The organism is Bacteroides sp. HF-162, from assembly GCF_015679285.1.
GTDB classification, from domain to species: Bacteria; Bacteroidota; Bacteroidia; order Bacteroidales; family Bacteroidaceae; genus Bacteroides; species Bacteroides uniformis.
This window is the reverse complement of record NZ_CP064937.1, coordinates 1,847,783-1,862,371: the sequence shown is the minus strand read 5'-3', so window position 1 is coordinate 1,862,371 and position 14,589 is coordinate 1,847,783. Positions and strand designations below refer to the sequence as shown.

The following is a 14,589-nucleotide window of genomic DNA, read 5'->3' as shown; positions in this document are numbered from 1 at the left end:
GCTTAATGTTCGAAAGAAAGATTATCAACGACCCTGTCTTCGGGTTCATCAACATACCAAAGGGGTTGTTGTACGATGTTGTACGACATCCTCTTTTGCAACGTCTAAACCGTATCAAGCAACTGGGGTTGTCCTCTGTCGTATATCCCGGTGCGCAGCATACACGGTTCCAACACTCTTTGGGAGCCTTCTACCTGATGAGTGAGGCCATCCAGCAACTTGCCACCAAAGGAAACTTTATCTTCGACAGCGAAGCCGAAGCTGTGGAAGCCGCTATCCTGATGCACGACATCGGCCACGGCCCCTTCTCCCACGTACTGGAAAATACTATCGTGCAGGGCGTCTCCCACGAAGACATCTCCTTGATGCTGATGGAACGTATCAACAAGGAAATGAACGGACAGTTGACACTCGCCATTCAAATTTTCAAGGATGAATACCCCAAGCGCTTCCTGCACCAACTGGTAAGCGGGCAACTGGATATGGACCGCCTGGACTACCTGCGCCGCGACAGCTTCTATACCGGAGTGACCGAAGGCAACATTGGCTCCGCCCGCATCATCAAGATGCTGGATGTAAAGGATGACCACCTGGTAGTAGAGTCCAAAGGCATCTATTCTATTGAGAACTTCCTCACCGCCCGCCGCCTGATGTACTGGCAGGTCTACCTGCATAAGACCTCCGTTGCCTACGAGAAAATGCTGATTAGCGCCCTGCTCCGCGCCAAGGAACTGGCAAGCCGCGGCATAGACCTCTTTGCCTCACCCGCCTTGAAATTCTTTCTATACAACGACATCAGCCGGGAGGCATTCTACAACAATCCCGAATGTTTGGAGAATTTCATTCAGTTGGACGATAATGACATCTGGACTGCCCTCAAGGTATGGAGCCGCCATTCGGACAAGGTTTTGTCCACCTTGAGCGCCGGCATGATTAACCGAAACATCTTCAAAGTTGAGATTTCTACCGAACCTATTAGTGAGGAACGGAAAAAAGCACTAACTTTGCAAATCAGTGAACAACTGAACATCCCTCTCTCCGAAGCGAGATATTTCATCTCTACCCCCAGCATCGAGAAGAATATGTACGACGAGGCAGATGACAGTATTGACATCCTCTACAACGACGGCAGCATCAAGAATATTGCCGAAGCATCGGATATGCTCAATATCTCTCTTCTGTCCAAGAAAGTAAAAAAATACTACTTATGCTACCAACGTTTGCATAGATAAGTATAAAATATTCACCTCAGGACAAGGAAATATAAAAAAAAAGTCCGTTATTTGCGTTTTGAAACCATCTAACAAGAATAAGACATGGAGTTCTCTGCTAAACAAATTGCAACATTTATCCAAGGAGAAATTGTTGGAGACGAGAATGCTACCGTTCACACCTTTGCGAAAATCGAAGAGGGAATACCGGGAGCCATCTCCTTCCTATCCAACCCCAAATATACCCCCTACATATACGAAACCCAATCAAGCATTGTTCTGGTAAATAAGGACTTTGTTCCGGAACAAGAAGTGAAAGCTACCTTGATTAAAGTGGACAATGCGTATGAAAGTCTTGCTAAATTGCTAAATCTTTATGAGCAAAGTAAACCAAAGCGAGTGGGAATTGACTCTCTGGCATTTGTTGCCGAAACAGCTAAAATTGGCAAGGATGTTTACATTGCGCCTTTTGCCTGCATTGACGAGCATGCAGAGGTGGGAGACAATACGGTCATTCATCCGCACGTCACGATTGGCAGCGGTGCCAAAGTAGGCAATGACTGTATTATTTACGCCAATTCAACCATCTACCACGATTGCCGGGTAGGAAACCACTGTATCCTGCACTCCGGTTGCGTTATCGGTGCAGACGGTTTCGGCTTCGCCCCCACTTCCGAGGGTTATGAAAAAATCCCGCAAATAGGCATTACCATTCTGGAAGACCATGTGGAAATCGGTGCCAACACGTGTGTGGACCGTGCTACTATGGGAGCTACCATCGTACATAGCGGCGTGAAACTGGATAATTTAATCCAGGTGGCACACAACGATGAAATAGGCTCCCACACCGTAATGGCGGCGCAAGTAGGTATAGCAGGTTCTACCAAGATAGGAGAATGGTGCATGTTCGGCGGTCAGGTAGGCATTGCAGGCCATATTCATATTGGCAATAAAGTAAACCTTGGCGCACAGTCTGGTGTTCCCAGTAGCATAAAAGACGGCAGCCAGCTTATCGGCACCCCTCCTATGGAGCTGAAACAATATTTCAAGGCATCCATCGTACAAAGAAGTTTGCCGGAAATGCAAGTGGAGCTACGCCAGCTCCGCAAAGAATTGAATGAACTTAAACAACAATTAAATAAGTAACCAATGTTAAAACAAAAGACTCTGAAAGATAGCTTTTCGCTTAGTGGAAAAGGTCTTCATACGGGACTTGACCTAACCGTTACTTTCAATCCTGCTCCGGATAACCATGGATACAAAATCCAACGTATCGACCTGGAAGGACAGCCAACCTTCGATGCCGTTGCAGACAACGTATCCGAAACTACCCGTGGAACTGTAATCTCCAAAAACGGAGTAAAGGTGAGCACAGTGGAGCATGGTATGGCAGCCCTCTATGCATTGGGTATCGATAACTGCCTGATACAGGTAAACGGACCGGAATTTCCCATTCTGGACGGAAGCGCCCAATATTATGTCAACGAAATAGAGCGCGTAGGCACTGTAGAACAAAATGCCGTAAAAGATTTCTATATCATCAAGTCCAAAATTGAATTCCGTGACGAAACAACCGGCTCTTCCATCATCGTATTGCCGGACGAGAACTTCAGCTTGAATGTATTGGTATCATACGACTCCAACATCCTCCCCAACCAGTTTGCAACGCTGGAAGACATGACGAAGTTCAAGGATGAAATCGCCGCAAGCCGTACTTTCGTGTTTGTACGCGAAATTGAGCCGTTGCTGCAAGCCGGTCTTATCAAGGGCGGCGACCTTGACAATGCGATTGTTATTTACGAACGCGAAATGTCCCAGGAGAACTATGACAAGCTGGCCGATGTGATGGGTGTTCCTCACATGGACGCCAAACAATTGGGATATATCAACCACAAACCTTTGGTGTGGCCCAATGAATGCGCCCGCCACAAGTTGCTCGACGTCATCGGTGACCTGGCTTTGATAGGCAAGCCCATCAAGGGCCGTATCATCGCTACCCGCCCGGGACACACCATCAACAATAAGTTCGCTCGCCAGATGCGCAAGGAAATCCGCCTGCACGAAATACAGGCTCCTACCTACGACTGCAACCGCGAACCGATTATGGATGTAAACCGCATCCGCGAACTTCTGCCTCACCGTTACCCGATGCAATTGGTGGACAAAGTCATAGAAATAGGTGCCAACTACATTGTAGGTGTCAAGAACGTAACTTCCAACGAACCTTTCTTCCAGGGACACTTCCCGCAGGAACCCGTAATGCCCGGTGTATTGCAGATAGAGGCAATGGCACAGACGGGAGGTTTGCTTGTACTGAATTCGGTGGATGAACCGGAACGTTACTCCACCTACTTCATGAAGATTGACGGTGTGAAATTCCGCCAGAAAGTGGTACCGGGAGACACGCTCATCTTCCGTGTAGAGCTGATGGCCCCCATACGCCGCGGCATCTCCACCATGAAAGGTTATGTGTTCGTAGGCGAAAAGGTGGTCTGCGAAGCAGAGTTTATGGCACAAATAGTTAAGAACAAATAAATAGATTTACGATTAGAAGATTTACGATTTACGATTCATATTACCCATAAGAATTATCACCTTCGGGTAAAATCGTATATACAGTAAATCGCAAGTAATCTCAATCGTAAATTGTAAATAGCTAAATCGTAAATAATATGATAAGTCCCTTAGCGTATATTCATCCCGAAGCTAAAATCGGGGAAAACGTAGAAATTGCTCCTTTTGTTTTCATTGACAAGAATGTGGTAATCGGTGATAACAACAAGATTATGGCAAACGCCAACATTCTGTACGGTGCACGCATCGGCAATGGAAACACCATTTTCCCGGGAGCCGTTATCGGTGCCATTCCCCAGGATTTAAAGTTCAGAGGGGAGGAAAGCACTGCTGAAATCGGAGACAACAATATCATACGTGAAAACGTAACTGTCAACCGCGGTACAGCTGCCAAAGGCAGAACCATTGTCGGCAACAACAATCTCTTGATGGAAAGTGTACACGTGGCGCATGATGCCCTAATAGGCAACGGCTGTATCATTGGCAACTCTACAAAAATGGCGGGTGAAATTGTCATCGACGATTATTCCATCATCAGCGCCAATGTACTGATGCATCAATTCTGCCATGTAGGTGGTTACGGCATGATACAGGGCGGCTGCCGTTTCAGCAAGGACATCCCGCCGTACATCATTGCCGGACGCGAGCCTATCTGCTATGCGGGAATCAATGTGGTAGGGTTACGCCGACGCGGCTTCTCCAACGAGACCATCGAGAAAATCCATGATGCCTATCGCATCATCTATCAAGGCGGCCTGAACAATACGGATGCCTTGAAGAAAATCGAGGATGAAATGGAAATGACACCGGAAATAAGCTATATCGTAAACTTTATACGTGAATCAGCCCGCGGCATTATCCCCGCAGGAAAATGAAAAACGTATGATTTACACAAAATCAGAAGTCAGAAATCATAAATTATAAATCATCATGATCTACAGATTTACAATCATCTCTGATGAGGTGGACGATTTTGTCAGAGAAATACAGATAGACCCGGAAGCTACCTTTTATGACTTCCATGAGGCGATTCTAAAGTCGGCAGGTTACACCAACGACCAGATGACTTCTTTCTTCATTTGCGATGATGACTGGGAAAAAGAAAAGGAAATTACGCTGGAAGAAATGGACGACAATCCGGAAATGGACAGTTGGGTGATGAAAGAGACCCAGCTGAGCGAACTGGTTGAAGACGAGAAGCAGAAACTTCTCTATGTATTCGATTATATGACTGAACGCTGCTTCTTCATCGAGCTTTCTGAAATCATTACCGGAAAAGAAATGAAAGGCGCCAAATGCACCAAGAAAGCGGGTGAAGCTCCCAAGCAGACCGTTGACTTTGAAGAAATGGCAGCTGCCGGCGGTTCCCTGGACTTGGACGAAAACTTTTACGGCGACCAAGACTTCGATATGGAAGATTTCGACAAAGAGGGTTTCGGCGGTTTGGACGAAGCCGGGAACTCCTTCGAAGAAGAGAAATATTAAACAGACATTATTCCCCTTCAGAAAGGCGCGGATTGTTATGGTTCGCGCCTAAATTTTATACCCGCATGCACACCCTAATCGTACTTATCGGCCCCACCGGAGTAGGCAAAACAGAATTAAGCCTCCGATTGGCAGAACATTTCCATACTTGTATCGTCTCGGCCGATTCGAGACAACTCTATGCAGATTTAAAGATAGGCACGGCTGCCCCTACACCGGAGCAGCTGCAACGGGTACAGCATCACTTCGTCGGTACCCTGAAGCTGACAGACTATTACAGTGCCGCCCAATACGAAGCGGAAGTAATGAAGCTGCTGGAAGACTTGTTTACAAAGCATAACACCATACTGCTGACCGGAGGCTCAATGATGTATGTAGATGCAGTCTGTAAAGGCATTGACGACATTCCGACCGTAGATGCCGATACACGCCAACTCATGCTGTACAAATACGAAACAGAAGGTCTGGAAAGACTTTGTGCGGAACTTAAGCTGTTGGACCCGGAATATTACAAAATAGTAGATTTGAAAAACCCAAAACGCGTAGTCCATGCTTTGGAAATCTGCTATATGACGGGCAAGACCTACACTTCCTTCCGCACCCAACAAAAGAAAGAACGCCCCTTCCGTATTATCAAAATAGGATTAACGCGTGACCGGGAAGAGCTTTATGAACGCATCAACTGCCGGGTGGACCAAATGGTGGAAGAGGGTTTGGTGGAAGAAGCGCGCATGGTCTATCCGCATAAAAGTCTAAATTCCCTAAATACAGTAGGCTACAAAGAAATATTCAAGTACCTGGACGGCGAATGGACATTACCCTTTGCCATTGAGAAGATAAAGCAGAACTCACGCATCTATTCCCGTAAGCAAATGACCTGGTTCAAACGGGACGAGGAAATCCGCTGGTTCCACCCTGAGCAGGAAAGAGAAATACTGGAATACTGTCATTGCTCCATCAAAGGCGTATAAGCCTTTCGGACAAGTGCTTCCACATCTTGATAAAGCTTCTGCATTTCTTGAGAATCAATGCTTCCTTGCTGTCTCCAACTGTCCAACAATGGGCATGTACGGCGAAACACCTCCGCCTCCACCGGAACAAGCTGTTGCATATAGCCGTTATTCTCCATATTGTACAGTTTTTCCCAATTCAGATAACGATTGGTTCCCATCCCCTGATTGTAACAGAAGACATTATTGGAAAGCCGGAGTGACCAATCACTGAGCGGAGCGGCAGCACACGCCTTGTCCCAACATACCATCGAAGGCAGAAATTTATCCGCATCCTTCACCCAAAGTGGCACGGCAATGCCCGTAGGAGAATATCCCAGCATTGTCCACATCGTAGTAAGTTCTGCCTTCTCACCCGGTTTTACGCCCTGCACCACAATGGAACAAGAAGTGCTGTTACGGGGAATAAAATCCTGGTCGACAAACCAACCGGAACCTTGCGGGCGATTAAACTTCCCGCTCCTCAAATCAATATCGAGCATGCAATTGCGGAACGAACGTGAAAGGTCATTGAAGATACCCTGAGGTGTCACCCCACCCGTTGCAGAAGCCTTCATCAATACCCGGTCTGCCTCCATATAGCGTACATAACCCGCTCCCCGGTTCACCTCACCGGCAAAAGAAAAGTTCGTACGGGCAATGTAACCGTAAGGAGCATCTTTCGGATCATTGGCATCATACATCGTATATTTATAGTAATCCACCTCAAACATGGCGGCACCGCCTTTGGCATCAATCACGCCAAAATTGGCTTCTATCAGGCTGGGCTTGGTGATGGTATCAAGAAAATGGCAGAAGTCCTCCACCGTGGCACAAACCTCCAAAGCACGGTAGATAATCCTCCCGTTGGCGGCACCCCGTTCTTCCCCATCTTTCACTTCCACCAGATTGTAGGATTGGGTGTTCATCAAGGCAAAGCCGGCGGAATTGGTACCGACCCATGCCTCCTTCAAATCAGGGAAATTGTCACTATTCACATCGGCAATGAAGTCATACTTCTCACCTTTCACATAAGCTACATGATTTCGCAGATAGTCCGTATCACGGTTTTTCCATAGCAACGGACGGCCGTCAAGAGTAACCTTTCCGGAAACGACGGCAGATGTACAAGCCAGAACCGGCTCGGCAAAAGTGAGCGCAGCAAGCAGTCCCAATATTAAAAAAAGATGTTTTATCATAACCTTCCCCTTCCTTAGATTTATATTCGCAAAGGTATGATAATCTGTGAAAGAGCAAAAGAAATCCTCTGAAATCCTTATCCCTATTCATCAAGAAAGAATTATTCGCTGACAAGTTTCTGCAACTTATCCTGTATATACCGAAGTTTCGCAGTTCCAGTACCTTGTTCTATATGGCGGATAATACCTTTCTTATCCACCAGTATAGTGACCGGCATACCGCTCACATGAAAGGTCTCGAAGAAAAACAAGTCATCGGCTATCTGGGTAAAGAGAAAAGGACGGCTCTCTACAATTTTCTTTATTTGTGCAGCACTGTCAAAAGTCGTAGCAAGATAGGTTACATCAGGATAGACTTCCATCCATTTGTTCAGCTCCGGCATTTCACGGATACAAGGGCCACAGCCAGTATACCAGAAGTTCAAGACCATAGGACGGCCCACTACATCGGTATTAGTCCACTCCTTCCCTGCGGTATCTTTTACTTTGAATTCTGGAAAGGGTTTACCTATCCATTCCTCTGTCTTCAGAGTCCGTACGACAGAGACTATCGGGAGCTTCTGCCCTATCCCTCCACGATAACTCATCAAAAAGGCTTCCGCACCAGACACCTCTTCAGCAGGAGTAGCGTATTTTCTCACATCTTCAGGCAGCACAAAATCCCTGCACAAACGAAGTTCTGTAACCTCGTGTCCCACGCCGTCCTTATGTATAACGTAGGCTGCTACATTATCCGAATCCACACAAGGTGGCATGCCTTCGAAGAAAAGGCCATCCACTAAATAATATTTCTTACCTGCTGTCTGGGCAGAGCAAAGCCCTGCCCCCACAGCTATCAGAATCAGAAACAAAGAAAGAATTTTACTTGTCATAGTTGTTAGAGACTATTCATTTTTTAGTGTAATCGTAAGCTTGGATTGCGCCTTCACTTTGCTGGTAGCCATGCCTATATACGAAGCAACCAATACAGCATCCTTAGAAGGAACAGAAAGGACAAAATTACCATTGACATCGGTAACGCTTCCCGTAGTGGTACCTTCTATCAGAACAGCCGCACCAATAATAGGCTCGCCCTGCTCATCCACCACTTTGCCTTCCACTTTCATATTACCTTGAACGGAAGTCTTTTCTACAGCTTTAGTTTTTTTAGTAGCAATGTAAATCTCACCTTTTCCACCTGCCTCTTTCTTCACCTCAATGCTCTCAATATTCTCCGCAGGTATTAAATCATCGATAGTTTTAGTACCCAAATCAACCTTTTCTCCATCAATATAAATAGTCTTCGTTAAATCAAGACTACCGTTATGCTGTACTTTAGCGTTCTCTGTCACCTCTTTATCCCGACGGATAACTATACCTGGAGTTCCTTGTTTCAGGGTTATCAAAAGAACACCATTCTTTCCCTTTTCTCCATATAATTCCGTGGCAGATTTATCTTTCAAAACCGTTACACGCTCTATCTTATCAGGATCCAATGCACTCATGACAGATGGTGTCACCTCTTTTCCATCCACAATATACAGTGGTTCTTTCCCATTACCTGCATATCCTTCAACTGTAATACCATTGGCAGAAGAAGTTTTCTCAAGTTTGTCATCATCCAAACTGAACATCACCGGAACCGTATATTTCACCGCCACCGGCTGCCCCTTCTGTCTCCCCGGTTTCCACTTCGGCATATTACTTATCAAACGCAACGCTTCAGCATCCATATCCTTATCTACAGAACGGAGAAGTTTCGGTTCCTTGATACTTCCATCTTTATCCACCACAAATTGGACAGTCACACGCCCTTGCGTACCTTTCTCTTTGGCAGATGCCGGATAGCGCATATTGTCTTTCAGATAACCCATAAGAGCACTCATTCCACCTCCGGGAAATTCCGGCATCTCCTCTACCAGTTCAAAGACCGGAGTTCCCTTCAACTGCTTGCGGACTTCCGTAGGTACATACTTCACATCGGCAGGTTTCGTTGTGTCTCCTACACTTTCCACCACTTTTGTTTCTACAATTGCAGCCAAATCGTTAACTTTGACACTTGAAATCTCCTCAACCTTATCGGAGACTTCTGGACGGGCAAAAGTTGTCACTGCAATGGCAGCTACCGGAAGTACATAAAGATACTTCAAACGTGCCCACGGACTTGATTTTTCTTTTAACATCATAGTGATACGTTTTTTAAGTTTACTGTGATTAAAGCTGTTGGCCATAGAGTAGAGCCTTGTGCCGACAGCTTTTTTAATTAATAATAGTTGATACTGTTTTGCGTCCACACCTTCCTTTATTACCGTTTCATCCGCTTCAAACTCATGGATATTCTGCAGCTCCTGCTTCAGTAGCCATGATGCCGGATTGAACCACTGGAAGAAAATGCAGACATCGGCTACCAGCAAGTCCCAGGAATGGCGGTTATGGATATGAGCAAGCTCATGGATAAGGATTTCCCGTCCGTTCTCCTCCAAGTCTTTCCGTGAAATGACAATATATCCCATCCAACTGAACGGAGCTATGTCACGATTGTGCACAATCAGAGTGACACGTTCCTTTCTGCTCGGTAAGTAGCTGCCGATATCCTCTTTTTTACCCGATTTCAGCAACATCAGTAACCGTACCAACGAACATACGTTGCGGAAGGCAAAGAAAACGATTCCTGCCAGATAGACAAGCAGCGCCACTTGTATCCAGGTGACTGTTGCCGTTTCAGCACTTGCTCCGGCCTCAGTGGCATTCACTGCATCCGCCATCATCAGCAACTGTTCCAATGTCAGCATCGTCTGGTGCACTTCCGTCTCCTGCTTCACACTTACCTCTACCAAAGGCAATAGGCAGGACAACAGTAAAATGCCCAACAATGAAAAACGGTTGAAACGATGAAACGTCTCGCGTGCCAGCAACAAGCGATAAAACAGATAGAATATCGCCAGGCAAACAGAAGATTTGAGTATATAAACAAAAAACAGACCCATGGAGTTATTTACTATTTAAGGATTTACGATTTACTATTTACAGTTACTTGGTCAGTTCATTCCGTAGTATCTCCACTCCGGGAAATCCGGTTGCTTTGTAGGAGATATCTCCTTCACGGTTCACGACGAAATAGGTCGGGATACCCGGATATTCGTACAGCTTTGCCAATGCCGTACTTTGCTCATTGCTAATGCGACAGTGAATACCGGGTATATCCGGTATCGTTACTTTCCATTTTCCTTCAGGAGATGTTTCGTCGGCAATATATAGATAAACCACCTCTTTCAGCTCCTCTTTCAACGGTTTCAGGCTTTTCATGGCCCGCATACAAGGGCCACACCAGGTGTTCCACATATCCACCAGTACCACCTTGCCACGATAAGGACGAGTAATGACCTGCAACAAACTGTCTGCCGCTACCTCCTTTTCCACCTCAACAATCTTATATCCGGTCTTTCCCTTAGTAGCTTCCAACTCTGATTTCAGTTCGGCTTCAATCCTCCCGTTTCTCATCAGGAACAATTGCCTGAGGTCGGGAGAAGCGATGCTGTCCACCGTCCGACACTCTTCCTCAGTCAAAGGCATGTACTTGCTCAGATTACGGGAAGCACGCCCGGCAAGAAGCATGTCCGGCCAAAGAGGGTCTTGCACAAACTTATCCCGGAGATTTCCGGTAGCGGTCTTCACAAAGTCCGTATAATAATTGTAATATTTCTGTTCGGGGGTATGCAGAATATCCAGTTGCAGTATTTCCTTGAAGTATGAGGTACTGTCAACCGTCATGTCCGCCCTTTTCACCCCCTTCCTGCCCGAAAACATCGGGGCATAACTAAGGTTACTCTTGTAATTATAGATAAGGCTGAACAGATTCATATCCAGATTTGCCCGGATATAAGTACGGCAAGCCTGGCTCATATCCTTGTTTTTTACAAGTTTCTTTTGCACATCTTCATAATGCCCGAACAGATACTTTTTATATGCCTGCGGAGTCATCCCACAAATATCTGCATAAAAATCATCAGTTCCCGATAAGCTTTTCATTTCACCGAACCGCAGCAACTCGGTATTCAGACCGGCATAGTCTCCTTCAAACCAAACACGGCTATCCGTTACACCATCCCTTTTCCGGCTTAAAAGACGGCTTTGCGAATAGAATATTTCAGGCAGATTGATTGTGACATCCAGTTCTCCACCCGGAACGAGAAACAATTCTATTTTCGAACGGGATATCCACAGCGTAGCACCGCTCGGCAACAGCACCTCCGTCTCATAGCGGAACGTGCCATCCTCCGCTATCTTCAAGTCCTTACCGGTGAAATACATGAAGAACCAAGGCGAGTCATAGTAGCGTAACGTCACTCCATACTCTGGTTTATACCCCAATATCCGCCCCTTTATGACAGTCTTTCCCACATTCAGTTCCGGTCCGGGCAATGGCAAAACCTCATCCGGTTTCTTATTCCGCAAACGTTCGGGAATATCCACCCGAGGTTTCTCTCCGTTGAGCTGTATACCATAAATTATCCATCCTTCATCACTACCCGGCATCTCTACGAAATCAAAGCTCTCAGTATCCATCGGAAGCGGACTAAACTTCAAAACAGCAACCATTTCACCGGAAGCGGGAATATGCGTCCACTCATCCCTGGCAAAACCGGTATTTCCCAAATATCCGTAATCCTTTCCGGATGCCCGCAACACAGCTGTCGAATCAATCCTGACCTTATCGCCCTGCATACCATAAAGCCTTACCGCCAGCCAGGTCGTATCTTTTCCAAGCGTCACTCGCTCCACTTCGATGCTACGCGTATTACAAGCCATGAAATAGGGAGTCTTTACAATTTTCTTTGCTTGCAATCCGCAGCAAATACTCACCAGCAACCAACAAACCAATCCGATGTTTTTCATAAGCAAGAGTTATTAGATTTTCAATTACCTCAATCCTTTCCCTTTTCCACCTCCTGTATCAACAGTTTCAGTTCTTCCAAAGATATATCTTCTTCCCTCACCAAAGACGACACTGCACTGAGATAGGAATTATTGAAATATTTACTGATAACATTCTTCAGTGTCCGCTTGCGAAAATCCTCCTCGCTGACCACCGCATAATACTGATAGGTGTTACCATATGCATGATGGCTTAGGAATCCCTTATCCTCCAATCCCCTCACAATGGTGGACAAAGTATTGAAATGGGGTTTCGGCTCTTCATAGAATGCCAGCATTTCCTTCACAAACAAGGGTCCTTTTCCCCAGAAAAAGCCCATGATTTCTTCTTCTTTTGCAGTCAATCCTTTCATAACATTCTTTGTTTTCCGCAAATAACTAAATTATTTAGTTCAAAAACTAATTTCTCTCGTTAAATAAAACTAAAGCTTTTAGTTTATCCAGCAAACACCACTCTCCAACCATCTCCCGACAAGCAAAATACCTACTAATAGTGATTGCAGTTCTCGGATAAAAGCCGTTACTTTGCGCACGAATTAAAGAATTAAAAACAATAACACACAATGAATGAGCAACATAAGTACCGCTCCACGGACAAAATGAGCGACCTCATCTGTGACAATTACTCCTTATTAATGGTGATGAGCCGCTTCGGACTGTCATTAGGATTCGGAGACAAGAGCGTGAAGGACGTCTGCGAAGCGCAAGGCGTAGATTGCCCCACATTCCTCGCCGTAACCAACTTTATCAGCGAAGAACAATACTCTTACAGCGGCAATGAAAGTGACTTTTCCATTCCCGCCCTTATGGATTATCTGAAGCGTGCCCACACGTATTTCCTCGACTTCAACCTGCCGGCCATCCGCCGCAAACTCATCGAAGCCATCGATTGTTCCAGTACAAACGATGTAGCCTACCTCATCCTGAAGTTCTTCGATGAATATGCCAAGGAGGTACGCCGCCACATGGAATATGAAAACCAGGCCGTATTCACCTACGTAGAGCACTTGCTCCAGGGCAGACTATCGGACGAATACAACATCGCCACTTTTGCCAGCAAACATAATCAGATAGACACCAAACTGAAAGAACTGAAGAACATCATCATCAAATACTACCCGGAAAAGGAGAACAACAATCTCCTGAATGCGGTCTTGTTCGATATATTCAACTGCGAACAAGACCTTGCCACCCACTGCCAGGTAGAAGATTATATGTTTGTTCCCGCCGTAGCGCAAATAGAAAGGAAACTGAAAAATGAACAATAATACTTCTTTGAAGATTGTCATTGCAGAAACTTCGGTCATCATCCGAAGTGGTCTGACGGCTGTTTTGAAGCGTATTCCCAACTTGAATGCACACCCTATTGAAGTTTCTTCTCCGGAATCGCTGCAAAACTACATTCACATGCATCCGGCAGACATTATCATCATCAACCCCACTTTCGGTGGCTGGTTCGACCTGCCCGCCTTCAAGGCAGAACACGGAAAATCCGGCATCAAGTACATTGCTATGGTATGCTCCGTCATCGACAACAACATATTGAAGGAATATGACGAGAACTTCGCCATGTGCGATGACATAGATGTCATCACCTCCAAAATCAACCACTTGCTGCACACCGAGGAGGAAGAGGAAAAAGACAGCGAACAAGAAACCCTGAGCCAGCGCGAAAAAGAAATCATCACCTGCGTTGTGAAGGGCATGACCAACAAAGCCATCGCCGACAAACTCTACCTCTCCATTCATACTGTCATTACCCATCGCCGTAACATTGCACGCAAACTGCAGATACATTCTCCGGCAGGGCTTACCATCTACGCTATTGTGAACAAGCTAGTGGAATTGGGAGACATCAAGGACTCTCTATAAGGTTCTTCCGGCAACTGTTTCCCTACCCACTACGGCCTATAGGGAAAAAACGGATGAATCCCTTGCAAAAGTATTCTCCCCCATACGGGAAAAGGCCTCTGGCTATTGATTAAGGTTTATCTTGTGACTGGCGATATACATCTTTAGCGTAAAGATGTATATCTTCAGCATAGAGATGTGCATCTTCAGGCTGAAGACAAAGCTCATCCCCTATGTCAGCCCTCCCCATGCTATGACTCAAGCAGTCTGACAAGTAGCCTTAACCAACCTTGCCCACAGTATCCGCCACGCCATACACAAATCCCCACTTCACGATATCACATCGGAAAGTGGGGATCCTTTTAT

The 14,589-nt window shown here is 45.9% G+C and carries 13 protein-coding genes; 8 read left to right on the top strand and 5 right to left on the bottom strand.

Translation table 11 applies throughout. The annotated features are described in order from the left end of the window. The first annotated feature begins 5 nt into the window (after positions 1 to 5). The 6 genes from ITJ87_RS07340 (at position 6) to miaA (ending at position 6,241) form a co-directional block, all read left to right on the top strand. Positions 6 to 1,232, top strand: coding sequence for an HD domain-containing protein (locus ITJ87_RS07340; RefSeq protein ID WP_117599418.1), 1,227 nt, complete (start codon positions 6 to 8; stop codon positions 1,230 to 1,232). 84 nt (positions 1,233 to 1,316) lie between these two features. Beyond that, positions 1,317 to 2,357, top strand: a complete 1,041-nt coding sequence (gene lpxD, locus ITJ87_RS07335; protein ID WP_117599417.1) for a UDP-3-O-(3-hydroxymyristoyl)glucosamine N-acyltransferase — start codon at positions 1,317 to 1,319, stop codon at positions 2,355 to 2,357. Positions 2,358 to 2,360: 3 nt separating this feature from the next. Then, positions 2,361 to 3,746: a bifunctional UDP-3-O-[3-hydroxymyristoyl] N-acetylglucosamine deacetylase/3-hydroxyacyl-ACP dehydratase gene (locus tag ITJ87_RS07330; RefSeq protein ID WP_005823709.1), complete on the top strand. Its 1,386-nt coding sequence runs from the start codon at positions 2,361 to 2,363 to the stop codon at positions 3,744 to 3,746. 137 nt (positions 3,747 to 3,883) lie between these two features. Beyond that, positions 3,884 to 4,660 carry an acyl-ACP--UDP-N-acetylglucosamine O-acyltransferase gene (lpxA, locus tag ITJ87_RS07325; protein WP_009037103.1) on the top strand — a complete coding sequence of 259 codons (777 nt, stop codon included), beginning with the start codon at positions 3,884 to 3,886 and terminating at the stop codon, positions 4,658 to 4,660. Positions 4,661 to 4,715: 55 nt separating this feature from the next. Further along, positions 4,716 to 5,270 (top strand): hypothetical protein, encoded by a 555-nt coding sequence (locus ITJ87_RS07320; RefSeq protein ID WP_057282010.1) that lies wholly within the window; start codon positions 4,716 to 4,718, stop codon positions 5,268 to 5,270. Positions 5,271 to 5,335: 65 nt separating this feature from the next. Further along, positions 5,336 to 6,241 (top strand): tRNA (adenosine(37)-N6)-dimethylallyltransferase MiaA, encoded by a 906-nt coding sequence (gene miaA / locus ITJ87_RS07315; RefSeq protein ID WP_117599416.1) that lies wholly within the window; start codon positions 5,336 to 5,338, stop codon positions 6,239 to 6,241. Here the strand turns inward: miaA and ITJ87_RS07310 are convergent. From ITJ87_RS07310 to ITJ87_RS07290, 5 genes are all read right to left on the bottom strand, one after another. After that, positions 6,217 to 7,458 (bottom strand): hypothetical protein, encoded by a 1,242-nt coding sequence (locus tag ITJ87_RS07310; RefSeq protein WP_117964792.1) that lies wholly within the window; start codon positions 7,456 to 7,458, stop codon positions 6,217 to 6,219. The genes miaA and ITJ87_RS07310 overlap by 25 nt on opposite strands. Before the next feature lie 101 nt (positions 7,459 to 7,559). Beyond that, positions 7,560 to 8,330: a TlpA disulfide reductase family protein gene (locus ITJ87_RS07305; RefSeq protein ID WP_117964794.1), complete on the bottom strand. Its 771-nt coding sequence runs from the start codon at positions 8,328 to 8,330 to the stop codon at positions 7,560 to 7,562. Between the two features lie 12 nt (positions 8,331 to 8,342). Further along, a complete protein-coding gene (locus ITJ87_RS07300) occupies positions 8,343 to 10,424 on the bottom strand; it encodes a M56 family metallopeptidase (RefSeq protein WP_117964796.1) in 2,082 nt (693 codons plus the stop codon). A gap of 43 nt (positions 10,425 to 10,467) precedes the next feature. Then, positions 10,468 to 12,333: a TlpA disulfide reductase family protein gene (locus ITJ87_RS07295; RefSeq protein WP_117599412.1), complete on the bottom strand. Its 1,866-nt coding sequence runs from the start codon at positions 12,331 to 12,333 to the stop codon at positions 10,468 to 10,470. A 29-nt stretch (positions 12,334 to 12,362) separates the two neighbouring features. Next, positions 12,363 to 12,725 carry a BlaI/MecI/CopY family transcriptional regulator gene (locus ITJ87_RS07290; RefSeq protein ID WP_117599411.1) on the bottom strand — a complete coding sequence of 121 codons (363 nt, stop codon included), beginning with the start codon at positions 12,723 to 12,725 and terminating at the stop codon, positions 12,363 to 12,365. A 210-nt stretch (positions 12,726 to 12,935) separates the two neighbouring features. Between ITJ87_RS07290 and ITJ87_RS07285 the strand changes: the two genes are divergently transcribed. After that, on the top strand, positions 12,936 to 13,640 hold the full coding sequence (locus tag ITJ87_RS07285; RefSeq protein WP_117964798.1) for a hemerythrin domain-containing protein: 705 nt from the start codon (positions 12,936 to 12,938) through the stop codon (positions 13,638 to 13,640). Continuing rightward, positions 13,630 to 14,244, top strand: coding sequence for a response regulator transcription factor (locus ITJ87_RS07280; protein WP_005835337.1), 615 nt, complete (start codon positions 13,630 to 13,632; stop codon positions 14,242 to 14,244). Before ITJ87_RS07285 ends, ITJ87_RS07280 begins: the two co-directional genes overlap by 11 nt. The last annotated feature ends 345 nt before the right edge of the window (positions 14,245 to 14,589 follow it).